Genomic DNA, 20,999 nt, shown 5'->3' with positions numbered 1-20,999 from the left:
TTGCTGACGTTGATGCTGATTCAGATGCTGATGTTGAAGCTGATTCAGACAATGATTCAGACAATGATACTGATTCAGATAATGAAATTGATGCTGACTCAGAACGTGATTCTGAAATAGATTGTGACGCTGATTCAGTATTTGATTCAGAGTTGCTTTGAGTTGTTGATGCACTTACTGAAGCTGATGTGCTCAATGATGCTGATTGACTTGCTGACGTTGATGCACTTGTTGAAGCCGATGTGCTCAATGATGCTGATTGACTTGCTGACGTTGATGCACTTGTTGAAGCCGATGTGCTCAATGATGCTGATTGGCTTGCTGATGTTGATGCACTTGTTGAAGCCGATGTGCTCAACGATGCTGATTGACTTGCTGACGTTGATGCACTTGTTGAAGCCGATGTGCTCAATGATACTGATTGACTTGCTGATGTTGAAGCTGATTCACGTGTAGATTCGCTCAACGATGCTGATGCAGATTCAGAAATTGATTTAGAAGTCTTTTCAGATGTTGATTGTGATTGTGAAACAGATTGTGAGTTAGACACAATTTCTGATTCTGATAGTGATTGTGAGTTAGATTGCGATTGTGAGTGTGAAGCTGACTCAGAATTATCCCACTTACGGTAGTAGTGAACCGTATCACCAGATGGTTTTTCATTTGCATCTGGAATTGAGTATTGGTTACCAAATCCACCAGTAGATTTCACTGGATTACCTAAAGAATCAGTGACAATCTTACCTGTTGCTTTATCGATACCATATTTCGTACGTCCACCGATAACATTTTGCGAGTTACCACCTTCAACAACATTAGCTGTACCCTTAGGTTCATCAGTAAACATATAATTTACGTCGCCGTGATGACCAGCTGTATACCAACCTGTGATATATACTAAACCTTCATTTGGTTTTTCTGGATTGTGCCATGGAGAAACAGACAATTGGTAGTCACCGTTCTTGCTTGAAACGAGACGTTTATCAGCATCCATGTTTGTTGCTGCAGGAATATACTTGTCACCTGGTTTAATCACTGGAGTTGTGTAAACAAGTGTATATCCTGTTGTATCAGTGTTATTTGCCATTACTGATTCATTATAAGTAGAAACAGCAGATGGATCCAATACATAAATCTTAGTAACTGTTGAACCATCGTTGGCAACTACTTCACGAATCCGTTTTGCGTAGTAATGTTGACGACCACCCTTGAGTTCGGCATATTTAGTACCTACAGTATTACCTAATTCACCAGACATAGTTGAAGCGTCTGCTGCTTGGTACAACTTATAACCAACAAATTCACGAGGATTTGATGCAGTATAATCTTGACCTTGGATACCTGTTTGGGTATATGAAGCAAGTTCTGTTTCATTACCAGTTGGTTTGTAGCTTTGAGTTGTTACATCAGAATCTGAACGAGAAGCATCATAAGTCGATGAAGCTGTATCAACTACTTTATAGTGAGTTGTTTGATTCATCTTAGTTGATGGTACAGCAATTTCAACGTTCGGTTTCTTTTCACCTTGGTTAGCAGGTGTAAGGTAGTCATAGACTTGCTCTGTCTTGTAATCAAAACCACTAGGATTCAAATCTTCATTGTGCTTGATAATGATATCGACACTAGATGGATTTCCATCTGTAGAAGCATTATAAACAAGGTATGGATAGTATTTCTGACTTGAAAGGTCACCAAGGTTGATTTCTTTAGCGGCAACAGCATTACTCAATGTTGTATTCGCAACTTCACTACCAGTTGTTTTATCAACCAAACGAACAAATACATTTGGATTTGATGCACTATTTGTCTTGTCTACAGACAATGTAATGTAGTAGTTTTTGTTGTAAAGTTGGTTGTATGAAGAAAGATTCCAAATACCAAATGTCAAACGACCTGAAGTTGGGTCAGCTGCGTATCCTGAAGGGATCGCTTGTGTACGATCTGTAAGGCTCGCACCGTTTGGATCTGACATTCCTGGAGTTACAGCAACACCAGATGGATTTGTGCTTGATGTAGCAATAGCATCCAATTGCGCATAAACTGCTGGAGCACCATTTACTGTTGTGTTACCAGTAAATCCTGCCGCAGTCAAGGTTGCCATCATGTCATCTACTGACTTGCTCAAACGTTCGCGTTGATCAGCATAAGCTTGAGCTGATGCATTCGCGTTGATCAAGCTGTTGCTTGCTGTCAATTCTGTTTGAACTTTAGCGATGGCAGCATCAAGTGCTGCTTTCTTTTCTGGAGCTGAAACAGTAGCTGAGTAGTCCCCTGCAATCTTGTTCAACAAGGCTGCTTCTGAAGAATTTTGTTCTAAGACAACCTTGTCTTCAGATTTAGATACAGTTGTAGTTGTTTCTGAAGTTGCTTCAGATGCAGTTGCTACAGCTGATTCGCTAAGAGCTGCTGAAAGTTCTGCAGATCCTTGTTCGCTCAATGAAGCTGACTCAGATACAGAGACACTTACAGATGTTGAAGTGCTTGCTGATGTAGATGCACTTGCTGATTCTGTTGTAGATTCAGTAGTTGATTCAGTAGTTGAAGTTGTACCAAGTACAGTACTTCCTTGCACTGCAAGAGCTTCACTTGAAAGTTCAGATGCAGTTGCTACAGCTGATCCAGTTTCATCAGCTTTAGCAGTATTCGCTACTGTAGCTGCACCAAGAACAGCCCCTGCTGCTACGATCCCTTTGAGCAAGCCTCGGCTTGTCATTTCTGTTGCTGATACTTCATCTTCACGAACTTCAGCTACTACAGTTTCTTCGACCTGACCGCGGATAACTTTCAAAAGACCAAAGTTAGAAGTTGCTGCACGCAACCAGTTCTTACCTGACTTGATCAATTTAAAACGAGTCACACGATCCGTTTCACGGAACTCACCGTTCGAACGCTTAAAAAACATTTCTGTCTCCTTAATACATTTTCTATTTCCTTTATATTATAGACTACTTTGGAAATATTTCAAGCAATTATCCTCAATTATTAGTATTTTTTTTAAAAAATTTTTCTTTACATAAAGAAATCCGTTTTCATGTTCTTTTTTTGTCAAACCGGGGCATTTTTTTGATAAACTCCTATAATACTTCGACTTTAGAGCTAAAACAAAAAACCCCTTTTAATAGGGGTTTTTCTGATAATTATCTGATTTCTTCCAACATTTTTTCAATGTGTTGGATGGATTTCTCACGTCCAAGCAAGTAGATGGTATCTGGCAATTCAGGACCATGCATTTCACCTGAAACGGCGATACGGATTGGCATGAAGAGGTTCTTCCCTTTGATACCAGTTTCTTTTTGGACCGCTTTGATTTGTGGGAAGATATTTTCTGCCACAAACTCATCGTCTGACATGGCTTCAAGTTTTGCTTTGAAGGCTTCAAGTACCGTTGGCACTGTTTCACCAGCCATGACTTCTCGCTCAGCTTCCGTCAATTCTGGGAAGTCTGCAAAGAAGAGGTCTGTCAATGGAACGATTTCGTCCACTGATTTCATTTGTGGTTTGTAGAGTTCCACCAATTTCTCAGCCTTGTCTGTCAAACGACCTGCTGCTTCAAGGAATGGTTTGGCCATTTCAAAGATGGTCGCAAGATCCGCATTCTTGATATAGTCATTGCTCATCCAGTCAAGTTTCTTCTGATCGAAGGCTGCTGGAGACTTGCTAAGGCGGTTTTCATCAAAGAGCTTGATAAGTTCTTCGCGAGAGAAGATCTCATCTTCCCCACCAGGGTTCCAACCAAGAAGGGCGATAAAGTTAAAGACTGCTTCTGGAAGGTACCCTTTCTTACGGTAATCTTCGATAAATTGAAGGGTGTTGGTGTCCCGTTTAGACAACTTCTTACCAGTCTCAGAATTGATGATAAGTGTCATGTGACCAAACTCAGGTGCTTCCCATCCAAGCGCTTCATAAACCATAAGTTGTTTTGGAGTGTTGGCAATATGGTCATCTCCACGGATGACGTGAGAGATTTGCATATCGTGGTCATCGATGACAACGGCAAAGTTATATGTTGGGTAACCATCTTTCTTTTGGATAACCCAGTCACCACCGATATTGCCACCTTCAAACTCGATATCACCTTTGACCATGTCATGCCACTTGTAAATACCTGACTCATTCACTGCCAAACGAACAGTCGGGATAATCCCTGCAGCTTCACGTTCTGCAACGTAAGCTGCTTTTTCTTCTTCGCTCATTCCAAGGTATTCGTTGATGTAGCGAGGTGTTTCACCGGCTGCTTCTTGACGTTCACGTTCAGCCGCTAACTCTTCTTCAGTGACGTAAGATTTGTAGGCTTTTCCTTCCGCCAAGAGTTGGTCAATGTATGTTTGATAGAGTTCCAAACGTTCAGACTGGCGGTAGTTTTCATGCGTCTCAGGACTTTCATCCCAGTCCATGCCCAACCAACGAAGGTTTTCAAGTTGTGAGCGTTCTCCGTCTTCGACATGACGTTTGCGGTCCGTATCTTCGATACGGATGATAAAGGTTCCACCATGGTGGCGTGCATACAAGTAGTTAAACAATGCTGTACGAGCATTTCCGATGTGTAGTAGTCCAGTTGGACTTGGTGCATAACGCACACGAATATCTTTTGCCATATTTCTCTCCTCTTATCTTGTTCGCTATTTCTAGCTCATTTTTCAATCGTTCCTATTATACCACAAAGAAAGCAGGACTGAAATGAATAAGTGGCCTTTCTAGCTTTTCTTCCTATATATAAAAAAAGCCAGAACAAATGCTCCGACTTATATCCAATCTATTTGTATCTTATTAAACGAACACGGGCTGCTGATTGTGTCAAAAACGCAAGCTAAATAGCAATTAATTCAAGACACAGTAGCTGATTGGATTCTTCTGTCGCTTTCTAAGCTCAGAAGAATACCTAATCAGTCTTGTGGGGGTACGACGACGAAGCGCTTATAAATGATATCGCTTCTGTCCTACTCCCTATTTTGACTGTATCCGCTACGCCCTTTGTATCTTAACTTAGTCTTTCTTCTAATTCAAAGTCGATTGGTAGGGTTTGTAAAAAGTGCTCCAACTCACGTTCCCAGTAGAACCATTCGTGCTTACCTGGGCTGTGGGTATAGGTGACATCCAAGCCTAACTTTTCTAATTCCTTGACTTCAAAATTATTGGCTTCATAAAGGAAATCCTGCTCCCCACACCAGATCCAGAGTTTGGTCTTCTTATCTGAAAACTTCTTGGCAGCAGTCTCTAGCGAATAGGGACTGGACGTCCAATCCTCAATCTCTCCAAAAATTCCCTTCCAAAAAGCTGGTTGTTCCAAGTCATTGTTTTCAAAGTCTCTATCGTGAAAACTAAGTGCTCCAGAAAAACTAGCCGCATGAGAGAAACGATTGGTCTTGAGAGCCAAGAGCATCGATCCATAGCCACCCATGGATAGACCAGCAATAAAGGTCTTCTCCCGTTTCTTGGTCATATTAGGGAAGAAGCGAGAAAGAGTCTCTGGCAATTCCTCCGCAATGGCTGTGTAGTAGTTGTAACCATACTGGGTATCTGTGTAAAAACCATTATTGGTATTAGGTAGGACCACGATCAGATTGGTATTTCGCAAAATGCGCTCCACATTGGTTCGCTTCAACCAAGAGTGGTGGTTGCCATTCATCCCGTGTAAGAGATAAAGGACTGGAATATCCGTATCCGCTGGATCTTCCACGCGCGATGCATCAGGATAAAGGACGGACACGCCCCACTCCATCTTCAAGGCTTCTGAATAATACTCAATCTGCATAACTGCCATTTGATTTCCTCTTTCTACTGTTAAAAACACTCGGCAAGCCTCGGGCCGCCAAGCGTTTCCATTTCTTCTATTATTTCACTTCCATCACGACTGGTAGGATGGCTGGACGGCGTTTGGTTTGTTCAAATAAGAACTTAGACAAGTTGTCGCGTACCAAACCTTTTAACTCACCCCAGTCAAAGCTGTCTTGCGCCAAATAGTCTTCAACGCTTTGGTTGACCAATTCGCAACTTTCACGAAGAATATCCCGACTCTTCTTGACATAGACAAAACCACGGGTGTGCACGCGCGCTTTGGAAATAATTTTCTTCTCTTTGCGATTCACCGTGATCGCCACGATAAAGATCCCGTCTTCTGACAAGACCTTGCGGTCACGAAGGACAATATTGCCCACATCACCAATGGCATTCCCATCGATCATGACATCTCCTGCTGAGACGCTACCGGCAGGAACGAAGTCACCCTTTTCGTACTCCATTACCGTTCCGCGTTTTGGAATAAATATGTTCTCAGGCAAAATACCAACTTCCATCGCCACTCGTGCATGGGCATCCAATTCACGGTATTCCCCTTGGATTGGGAAGAGATATTTAGGACGAAGAAGGTTGATCATCAACTGCAAGTCCCGTGCGTTTCCGTGACCAGACACGCGCAAGCTTGACGTGATCAATTTGACAATGCCACCTGCTTGGTAGATCATGTTTTCCACACGAGCCACCACAGCTTCTTTAGCAATAGACGGCGTTGTGACGATGTAAACCAAGTCCCCATCTTTGATTTCCACATAGCGGTGACGACCAATCGACATCTTACGCAAACCATTGATCGGTTCACCCATCCGGCCTGTTTCCAAAATGATCAATTCATGGTCCTCAAAACGACTCATTTCTTTTGGCTTGATCAAGAGTTTTTCGTTGGCAAGAGATAATTTATTCAAGCGGATGGCTGTGCGGACGATGTTTTCCACATCAAACCCTGTCAAGACCACCCGGCGGCCAGTCCCAGCTGCAGCATCAAAGACCTGCTGGATCCGAGAAAGGTTGCTGGCTACCGCCGCTACGATGACACGACCATCCCAGTCCGCAATGGTATCCAGGATTTCATCGCCCACCTCTTGCTCACTAGCAACTTGCATCTTGCTATCTGCGTTGGCCGAATCACTCAGGAGGGCAAGCACACCCTCACGTCCAATCTCAGCTAGGCGAGCAAAGTCCGTCGCATAAGACTCACTAGCAGTTTGGTCAAATTTAAAGTCTCCTGTATAGACGATATTGCCCTCAGGAGTGCCAATCACAATCCCGATACTTTCAGGGATGGAGTGGGTTGTTTGAAAGAAAGAGACGACGGCATCACCAAAATCAATCTCAGAATTCTGATCGATGACATGGAAGTCGTTGAATTTCTTCACACTGTCATTGCTTTTTACAAAAAGTTTAGCTAACTCAATGGTTAACTCTGTCCCGAATACAGGGACTTTCGCTTCCGCCAAAAGATAAGGCAAGGCCCCAATGGCATCCGCATGACCGTGGGTCAAGAAAACACCCGCAATGCGGTCCTTGTTTTCAAATAGATAATCCATGTTGGGGATAACGACATCCACCCCAAGTTGCTCATTTTCTGGATACTTCAAACCTGCATCCAAGACAAAAATTGAATCGTTCACTTCGGCAACGTAGAGATTTTTCCCATTTTCTCGAACACCGCCAAGAGTGACTAATTTAATACTACTCACTGTTGTCTCCTTTAGTGTGATTATTTTAATACTTACGGTCCTTGGTCGCCCAAGTCGAATTACAGCTTTGCAAATACTTGCATATCCACTCTATTATACAATTTTTTTCTCTTTTTTTCAAAAAGCTTTCCACAGCAAAAAAGTCCTCTCATCTATTTCAGATGAGAGGGCTTCTAGGCGCCTATTTTTAGGGGGAAAAGACCCTAAAGATGGTAATCTCCCCGTTTATTTTCAATGATCCGCATGGCTGCCTTGATCACATGAAACTTGCCTAACAATTCCTCTAGGCGCTTACTATTTCGCTCGCTCAATTGGCCGTTCTTGACCGCTTGGGACAGGCGATAAAAATCATCCAAGTCCTCCCCAATGTTTTCAAACAGCTCTTTGGCTTCCTTGAGTCGGTAGCGATTGACTAGGTGGTTTACATCTTTTTTGAAGGAAGCGACATTGTTTTCGTGAATATCCGTATAAGCTTCCTCTTCTTCCTTAGATTCTTGGTAATTGACCGCCTTAAAGCAAGTGATGAACTCCCGACTTTTGATATTGCAGACAAAGATGACGCCATCACTGGCTACATAAGCTTCTGTATTAGCCGGTTGAACCACATTACTATCATAAGGAGAGAGGGAGGAGAGGTGTTGGTTGATCCACTTATTCAAGTGCTGATCATCTACGCCAAAGCGCTCAAAAGCTCTTTGCCGAAAATGGTCCCGACAACTATATTCTTGCGCATACGACAATCCCATACTCTCACCTCCTCCTGAGTATTTTATAAAAATGGCCTCCAGTCTTACGGGACTAGAGGCCTGGTCTGCTTCACTGACTTGGTGCAATTAACCTTTTGGCTAACAAAACAATGTTTATGATGTTGATTTCATTTAATAGTATTTGTGTAAAATACCAGAGGTTTTCTTTGCTATCCTAAATCCAAATGATTAGTTTTCGACTGGACGCATCGAAGTTTGAAAACCTTTACAAAAAGCTTCTACCTACTATTTCCACGTTTTCTTATGTCTCCGGACAAACTAAGCAGGTTTGCCCGACCGTCCAACCGATCCGACACACACGACATGACTGCTCTTTTACGATAAGAGCATGAACAGATATCAGCAAAACAGGCCTAAAACGAAGTAACCTAAATTTTAACTCGATAAGGCATTGGTATCAATCCCTTCTTCATCTTTCTAACTATATTATACTCAGCTCCCTAAGCAATTGCAAGCGATTTCGGCTGAAACTAGTTCCTATTTTTATGCGGTTTTATAGATGATTTAAGGAAAAGAAAAAGTTAGAGAGCAAGTCTCTAACTTAGCTGTAGACAAACTACTTCCACATCAAACAACCTAAGTAATACTAAAAAATTAAATCGATCGTTACTATTAGACTCATGCAAACATACTCTGAAACTATCCGCCGTGAGAAACATTTCTAAAATGAGTTTGTATTTTAGTGAAGCCTCTAGGTAAAACACAGTAGCTGATTGAACTCTTCTCTCGCTTAATCAGCTCGGAAGAATTCTAATCAGCCTTGTAGGGGTAGGACGACGAAGCGTCCACAATCGTATAGCTTCTGTCCTACTCCCTATTTTCACTTTGCATTTTACGGGCTTTGTATCTTATTCTTTCTCAAACAATTGATAGTAGTCTGCGATGGTCATTTGGGCTTTTTCTTCTTGATTGAGGTCTTGGACGATGTGTCCGTCTTTCATGACAATCAAGCGATTTCCATATTTCAAAGCATCTTCCATATGGTGAGTGATCATAAGAGCTGTGAGGGCATCTTGTTTCACAAACTCATCGGTCAAGGTCATGAGGGCCTGACTAGTTTTTGGATCCAAGGCTGCAGTGTGTTCGTCTAAAAGTAAGAGTTCTGGACGTTTCAGTGTCGCCATCAACAGACTCAAGGCTTGTCGTTGCCCCCCTGATAGAAACTCAACAGCAGTGTCGATATGATTTTCCAAGCCATTGCCGATCTTAGCAAGGACTGTTTGAAACTCTTCTTTATAGCTGGCCAAGTGACGCGGAATCAAACCACGTTTTTCTCCACGAAACTTCGCTACCAAGAGGTTTTCCGCTACTGTCATGCGAGGTGCTGTCCCCATTTTAGGATCTTGAAAGACCCGCGATAGGTACTTGGCTCTCTTTTCAGGAGAATAGTTGGTTACATCTTCCCCCAAAATATAAATTTTCCCACTGCTCACCGGAAGCGTCCCTGCAATGGTATTAAAGAGGGTTGATTTTCCAGCTCCATTACCCCCCAAAATCGTGATAAAATCATGCTCTCGAATTTCCAAGGAAACATCATCCAGAATGACTTTTTCTTCGTTCATCCCATTGCTCACGGCTTTGGTTACATTTTTTAATTCTACAATTGCTGTCATTTACTGAGTTTCGCTCCTTTCATGATTTTTCCCTTAAAGGTTGGAATCATCAGGCAGATAGCCAAGATCAAGGCACTGAAGATTCGAATATAGCTGGTATTGATGCCAAGCGCAATCACGGCCCAAATCAAAAATTGGTAGGCGATCGATCCGATCGCAATACTGAGCAAGCGCTCTGTCAAAGTGACATTTGAAAAGAGCACCTCTCCAATAATAAGGCTGGCAAGCCCAATAACGATGACACCAATCCCACGTGAAGCATCCGCATAGCCTTCTTGCTGGGCCATCAGTGCACCAGAAAGAGCAATAATCCCATTTGAAATGACCAAGCCCATCAATTCCATCCGGTCGGTGTTGATCCCAAAGCTCTTGGCCATATCTGGATTGTCCCCTGTCGCAATATAGGCTTGACCCAAGCGTGTATCCAAGAAGAAGATCAAACCAAGGATCACAAGCGTTACGAAAATCAAACCAATCAGAATCTCATTGAACCCACTGGCAAAAGGAAGAAATTCCTGTAATTTTTTATAGCCCAAAAGTCCCAAATTAGCCCGCTGCATGACAAAGAGAATAACCGAGTTACAAGACGTCATTACGAGGATCCCTGACAAGAGTGTCGGGATTCTTCCTTTTGTGTAGAGAAGACCCGTCGCAAGTCCCGCCAAACACCCTGCACCAATAGCAGCCAGCGTCGCAAGGAGCGGGTTGACCCCTTTAGTAATCAAGGTCACCGCCACCGCTCCTCCAAGCGGGAAGGAGCCTTCTGTCGTCATATCTGGAAAATCTAGAATTCGGAACGTCATAAAGATTCCTAACCCTAAAATGGCCCAAATCAAACCTTGTGAAACAATTGAATTAATCATAGTTTCTCCCTTCGATAATAGTAGTTTAATTGTAACATAAATAGGGAGGAGAACCTATAGGAAATTAATGCTTCTTCTTACATTTATTTTTTACCTTTGTGTTTTGTTTAATTTTATGTCAAAAAAACGAACTAAACTATTTTTGCGGTTCATTTTTTTGCAAATATTTTTTTGGATATAAATATCAATATTTAAAAACTCACATTTAAAGCTATTTTCTGGCACTTTCAAGAAAACATTCAATTCACTTTCTTTCCAAAATTGACACTATCTAGTGAAAAATCGTATACTTATTTGGTATAAAATGAACAAATAATGTAGAAACGTTGATTTACTTATTTAGACTGTATGTGGGAGAAAAAAATGAAACAAGAAAAAAATAGTGTCTCTGAAAAAGGGCACGGCTATTTCCGCAAACGCAACAAGACATTGGTCTCTATGATTACCCTTTTTGGAGCCTTGATGGTAAGCTCTGTTGCCATGGCTGACGAGGTCAACACCAATCCGACTTCTGAGATTTCAGCAACCGCTCAACCAGCAGCAACCAACACCAGTACTCCTACCACTACTAGTGAGGAAGGTGCTACGACGGAAGCAACGTCTTCGCCATCGGAATCAACACCAACTGTTACTGCCACTCAACCGGTCAGTGCAGCTCCAGCAACTACTTATAATACTCCAAAAATCACCAACGACGTCACCTTTGATAAAGCGACTTATAAAAGTGGGGAAGACGTCCGGATCTCCATCAACAACCCTGAAGTGGTTTCATCTGATGTCACTGTCTCTCATTTAGATCAGGTCATTTATGAAAAGAAAAACGTTGAAGGCGGCGAACTGACGATTCCAAATACGATCTTTTCACCTAATGCTGGATTTATCGTTGATGTCCTTGGTAAGAAAGCAGATGGCTCCCAAGCCTTTCATAAGGCAGCGGGTCTTGCTGTTGAAGATGACTGGACGATCTACCCACGTTATGGGGTGGTTGCCGGCTCAAAAGACAATCACAACTCCATCACCAATGATCAGGTAGAAGGCTACAAGAATAGTATTGACCAATTGGCCAATATGCACATCAACAACTACTTCTTCTACGACGTTTACAATACGCCAGCTAACCCATTCCCAGCAAATGTTGAACGTTTCACTCAAGATTGGGCGACTTTCTTGATTCCAAATAGCGAAACAGATCCTGACAAGCGCAAGTCCTACTTGCCTGTCATCGATACAGAAGCAGTCAAAGAGCTAGTGGCTCATGTTCATTCAACTGGTGCCAAAGCCATGCTGTATAACATGATTTACGCAGTTTCCCTCGAAGAAGGGGTCCCAAATGAAGTGAACAGTGCCATTGTTCGCAATCTACAAGACCATTTCAACTTCGGTAAAAAGGGTGATGTCACAGCGACTGATATCCAACAATTTCTCGATCCGGGTGATCCAAATTGGCAAAAATTTATCATTGAAGTCATGACCAAAGCCATGAAAGAAGGGAATTTTGATGGATGGCAAGGGGATACCATGGGCTCTAACTGGGTGGAAAAAGTCAGTGAACCTGGAAAAGGCTTCTCTTTGAGCGAACACTATCCAGAACTAGCCACAGCTGCAACAGAGGCCCTCAAAAAAGAAGGCTATGACTTCATGATCAACGATATCTCTACTGGAGATGCTGATCGACTAGGTAAGACCAATGTCTCTGCACCTTATGCGGAAGTTTGGGGAGATAGCATTGCCTATGACTCTACCTACCAAGCCTTGACGCGTCTTACCGAACGGATGCGTGATTTATACAAGGGGAAATCTCCTATCATCGCAGCCTATACCCATCGTGGTAAAAATGCATCAGCCCTCAGCAAAGACAACGAATTGCTGACAGATGCTATTATCGCAGCGAGCGGTGGTTACCATATGACGACTGCAGCCCTCAATACTTCTCAAGATGCTAAAGGTTTTGGGGTGATCCAAGCAGAATGGTATCTCAATCAAAACCTACCAGTCAATGCTGACTTTGCCAATGCAGAATTCAACTACCAAGAATTCATCGTTGCTTACCAAGAACTTCTCCGCGGTCGCGACACCTTAGCACATGATACTCGTCGGATTGTAGACAATACAAATGTACTGGTAAACGGCAACTTCATCGGATCCAACCTGGATAATGCTGACGGGGTTCAACCTGGAACCGTTTATACCATTACAAAAGAAACCAAGACAGGTGATCGGATTGCTCACTTGATCAATTTGGTCGGCATCACTGAAAACAAATGGAACAGCGCTGTGAATACAACCGAAAAATTGACCAATATTCAAGCTTTTGTTCCACTCGGAAAAATCACAAAAGACCAGGCTGAACACGCCAGCATTTACTGGGCAACACCTGATGCTGTTGAAGGAAAATACAACATCAACCTCCGGGAAACAAGCGCAAATGTTTATTATGACGGAGGAGCTGGCCAATGGATGGCTGCTATCGATGTTCCGAGTCTAGATGTATGGGATATGCTCTACGTCAAACTCAATGAAGCCGCTCATGTTCTTTATCAAGACGAAAACGGAGTTGAGCTAGAGCGTTCCAGTGATTTAGTTGGTCATACAGGTGAAAAGATCAACTACTCGACAAAAGAAACCATTGCCAACTATTTGAAGAAAGGCTATGAACTAGTAGAGAATGGCTTCGATGCAGACGGACAACCAAACTTTGACCGCGACGCTAACAACATAAATGAAGATGGCGTTCAAGAGTTTATTGTCCGCTTGGCACCAAAAATTGTAGAATTTTCTGCAACACAGCCCATCCAAGCCGGTCAAGTTGTTCCAGGAGACAGCGAGGGTCGTGTCTATCCAACTCCTCTAGCTCCAGCTGGTCAAACAACTGCTGATCTGGATCATTTATCTGAAACAGTGACCCGTACAGTGACCTATGTGACAGAGGACCAGGATGGATCTAACCGCCAGTCTGCAGGAATAGCTGATCAAACTGACAGACTTCATTTCGCTCGCAAAGGAACCATCAATTTGGTGACAGGCGAGACAAGTCTTGAAGACTGGACAGCTCAAGACGGCACAAGCTTTGTAGCTCTTGAAAATCCCGTCAAAAAAGGCTATGTTGTCGTAGCAGAAGAATCGACTGATGCCGTCTCTTCTGATCTGACAAAAGCAGGAGAACATACTGGCATTCATGCTGATGCAGCAGACATCACAGATACGGTCATCTATCGCCCAGTCGGTGCCTATAGGATCAGCTATGCTACTGGTAAAGAACCAGCCCATGCTCAAAAAGAGATCACTTATCTAAATGATCCCACAAATCCAACCGCCATTGCATCTCCTACCGATACCCTTCCTTACGTGGAGGGATTAGAGCCAAAAGATGCTCATGGACAAGTCTTAAATCTTGTGGATCCTCTTGACGAGACCAAAGGCTATCTTCTTCCAAGCCCTGAGTCTCCAACAGCTGATACTGCTATTACCTATGCCATCACCAAAGGATCTGTCAGAGTACGATTCCTCACTGAGGGAGGCGACACTGATCTGCAAGAGGCGCAAGACCTCGCTACAGAGGTAGATTTCGGCACCAAGTACACTAGTGAGGCCCCAACAGAAATCACAAAAGATGGTCGTATCTACCATCTAGTTGGACACCGTGCTGATTCTGCTGATCCAAGTGGCACAGTCACTAAGGGAATGAAAACGGTCATCTATGATTACAAGTTAGCTACGGGAACAGTCATCGCGCGATTTGTCATCCAAGATACTAGCACTGAATTGCAACCAGAGCTTGCTATTGCAACAAATGTGGACAATGGAACCCATTACGTCGCTAGCGCACCAGATGAAATCTCCTACGACGGCCACATCTATGAACGGATCGGTGCAGCTGAACAAACTGGGAAGGTAGAAGTTGGAACAACCATCTTGATCTTTGCCTACAAGGTCAAAGAAATCCCTACTCCACAACCATCCCCAGAAACAGAAAAAGAAGAAACAGTCAGCCCTCTTCCTTCCGTGACAAAAGCAAACACGACTGATGCTCATGAAGAAAAGGGATCAGCACTTCTCTCTAACAAAGAAGAGGAGAAACCTCTTGAAACAACAAGCCAAAAAGAGGAACTCCCTGAAGTTGTTCCTAACACCCCTCAAGAAGGAACTCATCTACCTGCAACAGGTGAAGAAACCTCTCAGCTAGCCCTACTTGGACTTGGCCTCTTAGCAGGTTTGTCCAGTCTTATCCCTTACAAAAAGAAACAAGAGTAGATCCCAAACACAAAGAAACTTCCTATGGAATTCTGTTCCAAGGAAGTTTTTTTATATTTATACAACTCATTCAGAGTCTAGATCCCTTTTATGAGGGTGACTGACGACAATAAGGGTGTGAAGTACTACCACTCCAAACCCTACTGTATTCCAATTCAAAGTGGATTCATTCCCCTTGTTGCCGGCAGTTTGAAAGATCAAATTGCTTTACTAGTATACTGTTTTCTCCACTTCAAGTCAATGGAAATTCTATGAAACTAGTAACAGAATGAAACGACTAATCGAATAATTTCTGAAACATTTCATAATATATATGCATGTTTTTACAAGCTAACGAAGAACTTTTTAATATGTCTACCTTACTGAATTCATTTCACTTCTGAGATCAATCCAGTATCCACATCATACACAGCTCCCGAAATAACGACATCCTCTGGAATCAAAGGAGATGCCTTTAAAAGCTCCATATCCTCGCGGACACTCTCCTCAATATCTTGAAAGGGAAGAAAATCGCGATCTCCTACATCCACACCCAGTTCTTTCTTGAGATGCTGACGGAAACCTTCGTTTTCAAAGGTCTGTGCGCCACAGTCTGTATGGTGCAAGACCACAATTTCACGGGTACCCATCTGCTGCTGAGAGATGACCAAGGAGCGGATCATGTCCTCTGTCACGCGCCCTCCAGCATTCCGCAAAATATGGGCATCTCCAAGAGCCAGACCTAGTGCCGGCGCCACGTGAAGACGGGAATCCATACAGGTCACGATGGCGACTTGTGTTTTGGGCTTAATCGGAAGACGGAGGTCTCCATGTAGCGCCACATAAGCTTGGTTGGCTGTTAAAAAATTATCAAAATAAGACATGGTCTCTCCTTTATTCCTTTGAAATTCAAATCATCTATTATTTTACCACATCCGATCCTTTCTGTCAGGGGATACCTCCTGTCATCTGTCACATCTGAAAAAAAGCCTTAAACTTCCCGTTTAAGACTTTTCAACTATTAAAATACTTTCTTCAAGACTTCAGACAGTGTACTCACACCGACCACTTGGATACCTGATGGTGTCGTGATCCCCGTCAGAGAATTTTTAGGCACATAAATCTTGGTGAAACCGAGCTTAGCAGCTTCATTGATCCGTTGTTCGATCCGATTGACTCTGCGGACTTCTCCGGTCAAGCCCAACTCTCCAACGAAACACTCTTGCGGGTTGGTTGGCTTGTCCTTGTAGCTGGAAGCAATGGCTACGGCTACGGCTAGGTCGATAGCTGGCTCATCCAACTTGACACCACCTGCAGACTTGAGGTAGGCATCCTGATTTTGAAGGAGCAAACCCGCTCGTTTTTCTAGCACTGCCATGATGAGACTAGCTCGATTAAAATCAAGCCCCGTTGTCGTCCGCTTGGCATTTCCAAACATGGTCGGTGTCACCAAGGCCTGCACTTCAGCAAGAATTGGACGTGTCCCTTCCATGGTCACTACGATGGACGAACCAGTCGCACCGTCTAAACGCTCTTCTAGGAAAACTTGACTCGGATTGAGGACTTCGACCAAGCCACCTGATTGCATCTCAAAGATTCCGATCTCATTGGTTGAGCCAAAGCGGTTCTTGACTGCCCTCAAAATTCGGAAGGTATGGTGGCGTTCCCCCTCAAAGTAGAGCACCGTATCCACCATGTGCTCCAACATACGCGGACCCGCCAAGGTTCCTTCCTTGGTCACATGGCCAACGATGAAGATGGCGATGTTATTGGTCTTGGCCAGCTGCATGAGTTCAGCCGTCACTTCTCGCACCTGAGAAACCGATCCTTGTACTCCTGAAATCTCAGGAGACATAATGGTCTGGATCGAATCGATGATAAGAAAGTCAGGTTGGATCCGCTCTACCTCTGTACGCACGCTCTGCATATTGGTCTCAGCATAGAGGTAAAACTCGCTATCGATATCTCCCAATCGCTCTGCACGGAGTTTGATCTGCTGGGCAGACTCCTCGCCACTGACATAGAGAACCGTTCCCACTTGAGACAACTGGGTCGAGACTTGAAGGAGCAGGGTTGATTTCCCTATCCCTGGATCTCCCCCGATGAGGACCAGACTTCCTGGTACCACTCCACCTCCAAGGACGCGGTTGAATTCCTCCATTTCTGTCTTGGTCCGATGGACTTTAATAGAAGTTACTTCAGCCAATTTCATAGGCTTGGTTTTCTCACCTGTCAAGGACACACGCGCATTCTTGACTTCTGCAACTTCGACTTCCTCCACAAAGGAAGACCAAGCTCCACAGTTTGGACAGCGTCCTAGGTATTTGGGTGAATTGTAGGCACAATTTTGACAAATAAATGTCGTTTTTTTCTTAGCGATGATAAACCTCTTTCTAAATCTCTATCTCACACTCAATCACTTGGCAAAAATCAATCTTCTCATTTGGCACAAACTGGCGCATGAGCATTCCGTGAGTTACAATGATAATAGTTTTATAATTTTTATATTTTTCCAAAGCTCTTAAAAAACGATGACGCATCTCTAGATCAGTTTCATAGCGATAAGGAGAATCTTCAGATAAAGCTCCTTGATGTTTTAGATAATATTCATGAGCTACCAATACACTGGTTAAATCAGAGTTAGTGCCATCTAAGTCTGAACGCCACTCATGAAAAAACGGCTCCACAAACAAGTCCAATCCTGTTTCAACTGCTATATAATGTGCTGTTTCTAAAGCCCTCGTCACAGACGATGAAATAATAATCTCTGCCTTTCCAAAACATGCAGTTTTAGCAACTTCTTTTGCCAGACTGCGACCTTTTCCTGTCAATGGTGCTAAATCACGACCAAAACCACTATAGAGTTGCGGATCTTCAAGTTTATCAAGCATACTATAATCTGGCTCCCCATGACGGACAAAGATAATCTTCATCTTAGTGCCCTGTCGACCCAAATCCACCGGTCCGCACGCCATCCGCCTCATCTCCATCTGCAATTAAGAAAGGAGCAAAGACAGCCTGGACCACACGTTCCCCGACTTCAAGGACGACTTCTTGGTCCGTGATGTTTTTCATCTGAGCAAAGATATGGCCTTCATTTCCTGGATTGCCATAGTAATCCCCATCAATTACCCCAACAGAATTGATCAAGACCAGGCCTTTTTTGCGAGGATTAGAAGAACGGTCATAGAGATAGAGCACTTCAGTCGGTTGCATATAGGCCTTGACCCCAGTTGGAACGAGGACGATTTCCCCAGGAGCAATCACCGTGCGTTCTGCCACTTTTAAGTCGTAGCCAGCTGCGTGTGCTGTCTCCCGTTTTGGCAACAAGTCCTGATTGGTATAGGTTGATACAAGTTCAAATCCACGAATTTTAGTCATCCTGATTCCTCTTTCATTCTAAATAGTTTCTATCTCTTCTATTATACCATCACTTCGCCCTAGCGTCTCCTCTATACTACTATTCGTATTTTTAAAAAGAATTCTCTTCAATCTGGAAGTTATATATTGTTTTCATGTTTTTTCTGAAAATAAAACACTATCATGACTGATATGACATATAATTTGTGCTAAAAAATGCTATTTTTAGCTTGAATATAAGCGTTATTTTTGCTATAATTCCCTGTGTAGGGAATAATTTTAAAAGTAAAATATTTTATCCTATAAAATTATTTTATGGAGGTCGTGTCTCAGCATTCAATTCTTATTACCAACAGATTGGATTTAAACATCCAGATCTTTAAGAGTAATCAGGCATTGATGATTAGGCACTATTTTTTTATGAAAAGGGAAGATAAAATGAAAAAGAATAGGAATATTAAAATTTTCTCATTTGTCCTTTGTTTAGTGGCTATGCTTTTCGCTTTAGGTCTGAATCGCACTTCAGCAGAAACTCCTGGAGTGACAGTAAGCGGAAAATTCGTGGATACAATTAAAAATATCCAAGTTACCAGTAATGAAGGTGGCAATCTTAATTGGGACTTAGAACAGTGGGCTACGTTCCGTATTAATGCTACATATGATTTAACAGGTAAAAATGTTAAGGCAGGAGACCAAACGGTGGTTACTGTGCCAGATGCATTAATGATTACTTCTGATAGTTTTGAAATTCGTGATATTAACACAAATGAAATTATCGCTCATGCTACTGTTGATGCTACCAATAAAAGATTAACATTAACTTATACAGATTATGTTGAAAAACATTCCGATACAAATGGATCGTTCTTCTTCTATGCGCGTATTGACTTTAAAAAACATCCCCAAAAAGGTGAGATTCCTGTTGAAATAACCGTCAATGGGGAAACAAAGATTGGCGGCAAAGTTTCCTTTAAAGGGATTGGTGATGGGAACCCAAGACTTTTAACAAAGACTAGCTGGGTTAATAGCGGAAATCATAAAGAAGTTCAATACACAATTTCTGTCAATCGTAACAAACAAAATATCAAGGGTGTAACAATTGAAGATCACTTGAGATTTACGAATGCATCCTATGTAAAAGATAGTATCAAAGTTATCAAAGGTAAGTTTTCTTACGAAACTGGTGAGTGGGTATTCTCTAATCGCGTCGACGTAACTGATCAACACAAGATAACAATCAGTGAAGATGGACAATCATTTGTTATTGATTTAGGAGATATTACTGATCAAGATCAATATCGTATCGATTATAAAGTACAATTGAATTATGAACCTGTAGATGGTGAACTTTTGAAAAACGAGGCAACTCTTAAAGGTAAAGAGATTGAGAGCAAAGATGTAACTAACGTTGCTGCAGTTCAAGTCGCTGGTGGTTCTGGTGTTGGTTATGTATACTCAATCAATATTCATAAAGTAGACGATGCAAATCAACCGCTTAAAGGTGCTAAGTTTAGAGTTGTTCGTCAAGCTAATAATCAAGTTATCGGTGAGTTTGAATCAGACGAAAATGGAAATATTGCTGTTGGAAAACTCTTAAAAGATAAATATATCTTAACTGAAATTGAAGCCCCTTCAGGTCATATCATTAAAAAAGCTGATACTGTAGTTAATGTTGAAGATTTTGGTGCTGATCATTCAGTAACGAAAACGATTGTGAATCCGAAAGATAAGCCAAAAGAAACAAAAGCTACCATCGAATTAGATAAAACTCTTACAGGACGTGATCTAACAGATGGCGAATTCAGCTTTGAATTGTACGAGGGTGCTAACAAGCTTCAAACTGTTACAAACAAAAACGGAAAAGTAACATTTGCACCAATTGGGTACACCGAAGAAGGTGAACACACATACACTGTTAAGGAAGTAGCTGGAAATACCCCAGGTATTACCTATGACAAGACTGATAAACAAGTAACTGTTAAGGTGAAAAAAGATGGCGACAACCTGAAAGCAGATGTGGCTTATCCAGACAATAAAACCTTCTCAAATACTTATACGGCTCCTCAACCAGCAAAAGCTAAAATTTCAGCTAGCAAGATTTTAGAAGGTGCTGAATTGAAGAATGGCGAATTCAATTTCCAATTGTTGGATGAAACCGGAAAAGTTCTTCAAACAAAACAAAATGCTGCAGATGGTACGGTAACCTTTGATGACATTTCATATTCATCAGAGGACGCAGGAAAAACTTTCCACTACACGATCAAAGAAGTCATTCCTGAAAGCAAAACAAAAGGAATGACCTACGATGAAGGAAGTATTGATGCGACCGTAACTGTCACAAAAGATGATGCAAGCAATACACTCAAAGCTTCTGTGGCATATGGTGATAAGAAGTCATTCACTAACAAATTGGTAACAACTTCCATTCCACCAACTCCTCCGACGGTTGACAAACCTGAATTGAAACTCTACAGCATCCAATTGCACAAAGTGAATCAAGAAGGGAAAGCTCTTGCAGGTGCTGTATTTGGTCTCTTTGAAGCCGATGGTACGACTCCTGTAGCAAACCCTTATGGAGAAGGACAAGCAACTGCTACTTCATCAGATGAAGAAGGTAAGAAAGGTCTTGTAACCTTTATAGGATTAGAAGCAAAAGATTATGTGGTGAAAGAA

General features: G+C 42.4%; 13 protein-coding genes. 2 read left to right on the top strand and 11 right to left on the bottom strand.

Annotation, left to right across the window (positions count from 1 at the left end; genetic code table 11):
- The 7 genes from HMPREF2704_RS11645 to HMPREF2704_RS07855 all read right to left on the bottom strand — a co-directional run.
- On the bottom strand, nucleotides 1–2,902 hold a 2,902-nt coding region (locus tag HMPREF2704_RS11645; RefSeq protein WP_141760643.1), incomplete at its 3' end, for an accessory Sec-dependent serine-rich glycoprotein adhesin.
- Nucleotides 2,903–3,137: 235 nt separating this feature from the next.
- Nucleotides 3,138–4,595, bottom strand: a complete 1,458-nt coding sequence (gene gltX / locus HMPREF2704_RS07880; protein WP_070674450.1) for a glutamate--tRNA ligase — start codon at nucleotides 4,593–4,595, stop codon at nucleotides 3,138–3,140.
- A gap of 383 nt (nucleotides 4,596–4,978) precedes the next feature.
- Complete coding sequence (locus HMPREF2704_RS07875) at nucleotides 4,979–5,761, bottom strand: alpha/beta hydrolase (RefSeq protein ID WP_070674453.1); 783 nt, start codon at nucleotides 5,759–5,761, stop codon at nucleotides 4,979–4,981.
- Between the two features lie 70 nt (nucleotides 5,762–5,831).
- Nucleotides 5,832–7,493 carry a ribonuclease J gene (locus HMPREF2704_RS07870; protein WP_070674456.1) on the bottom strand — a complete coding sequence of 554 codons (1,662 nt, stop codon included), beginning with the start codon at nucleotides 7,491–7,493 and terminating at the stop codon, nucleotides 5,832–5,834.
- 203 nt (nucleotides 7,494–7,696) lie between these two features.
- On the bottom strand, nucleotides 7,697–8,239 hold the full coding sequence (locus HMPREF2704_RS07865) for a hypothetical protein (protein ID WP_049473337.1): 543 nt from the start codon (nucleotides 8,237–8,239) through the stop codon (nucleotides 7,697–7,699).
- A gap of 869 nt (nucleotides 8,240–9,108) precedes the next feature.
- Entirely contained in the window at nucleotides 9,109–9,873 is a 765-nt protein-coding gene (locus HMPREF2704_RS07860) for an ABC transporter ATP-binding protein (RefSeq protein ID WP_031575699.1), read from the bottom strand.
- The gene (locus HMPREF2704_RS07855) at nucleotides 9,870–10,736 is read right to left on the bottom strand and encodes an ABC transporter permease (protein WP_070674459.1); all 867 of its coding nucleotides are present in this window, start codon (nucleotides 10,734–10,736) and stop codon (nucleotides 9,870–9,872) included. Before HMPREF2704_RS07855 ends, HMPREF2704_RS07860 begins: the two co-directional genes overlap by 4 nt.
- Before the next feature lie 363 nt (nucleotides 10,737–11,099).
- Here HMPREF2704_RS07855 and HMPREF2704_RS07850 point away from each other — a divergent pair, with 363 nt between their 5' ends.
- Nucleotides 11,100–14,987, top strand: a complete 3,888-nt coding sequence (locus HMPREF2704_RS07850) for a glycoside hydrolase family 66 protein (protein WP_070674462.1) — start codon at nucleotides 11,100–11,102, stop codon at nucleotides 14,985–14,987.
- A gap of 368 nt (nucleotides 14,988–15,355) precedes the next feature.
- On the opposite strand, the gene HMPREF2704_RS07845 is transcribed toward HMPREF2704_RS07850, so the two are convergent.
- From HMPREF2704_RS07845 to HMPREF2704_RS07830, 4 genes are all read right to left on the bottom strand, one after another.
- Nucleotides 15,356–15,850 carry a beta-class carbonic anhydrase gene (locus HMPREF2704_RS07845; protein ID WP_031575690.1) on the bottom strand — a complete coding sequence of 165 codons (495 nt, stop codon included), beginning with the start codon at nucleotides 15,848–15,850 and terminating at the stop codon, nucleotides 15,356–15,358.
- 137 nt (nucleotides 15,851–15,987) lie between these two features.
- The gene (radA, locus tag HMPREF2704_RS07840; protein WP_083312230.1) at nucleotides 15,988–17,346 is read right to left on the bottom strand and encodes a DNA repair protein RadA; all 1,359 of its coding nucleotides are present in this window, start codon (nucleotides 17,344–17,346) and stop codon (nucleotides 15,988–15,990) included.
- A gap of 13 nt (nucleotides 17,347–17,359) precedes the next feature.
- Nucleotides 17,360–17,899: a histidine phosphatase family protein gene (locus tag HMPREF2704_RS07835; RefSeq protein WP_070674468.1), complete on the bottom strand. Its 540-nt coding sequence runs from the start codon at nucleotides 17,897–17,899 to the stop codon at nucleotides 17,360–17,362.
- 1 nt (nucleotide 17,900) lies between these two features.
- Nucleotides 17,901–18,347 (bottom strand): dUTP diphosphatase, encoded by a 447-nt coding sequence (locus HMPREF2704_RS07830; protein ID WP_042361437.1) that lies wholly within the window; start codon nucleotides 18,345–18,347, stop codon nucleotides 17,901–17,903.
- 417 nt (nucleotides 18,348–18,764) lie between these two features.
- On the opposite strand from HMPREF2704_RS07830, the gene HMPREF2704_RS10910 reads away from it, so the two are divergent.
- Nucleotides 18,765–20,999: Spy0128 family protein (locus tag HMPREF2704_RS10910; protein WP_083324089.1), on the top strand; the 2,235-nt coding region annotated here is incomplete at its 3' end.

It is taken from the genome of Streptococcus sp. HMSC076C09, from assembly GCF_001837905.1.
GTDB lineage: Bacteria > Bacillota > Bacilli > Lactobacillales > Streptococcaceae > Streptococcus > Streptococcus parasanguinis_I.
This window is presented reverse-complemented; position numbering and strand designations above follow the sequence as displayed.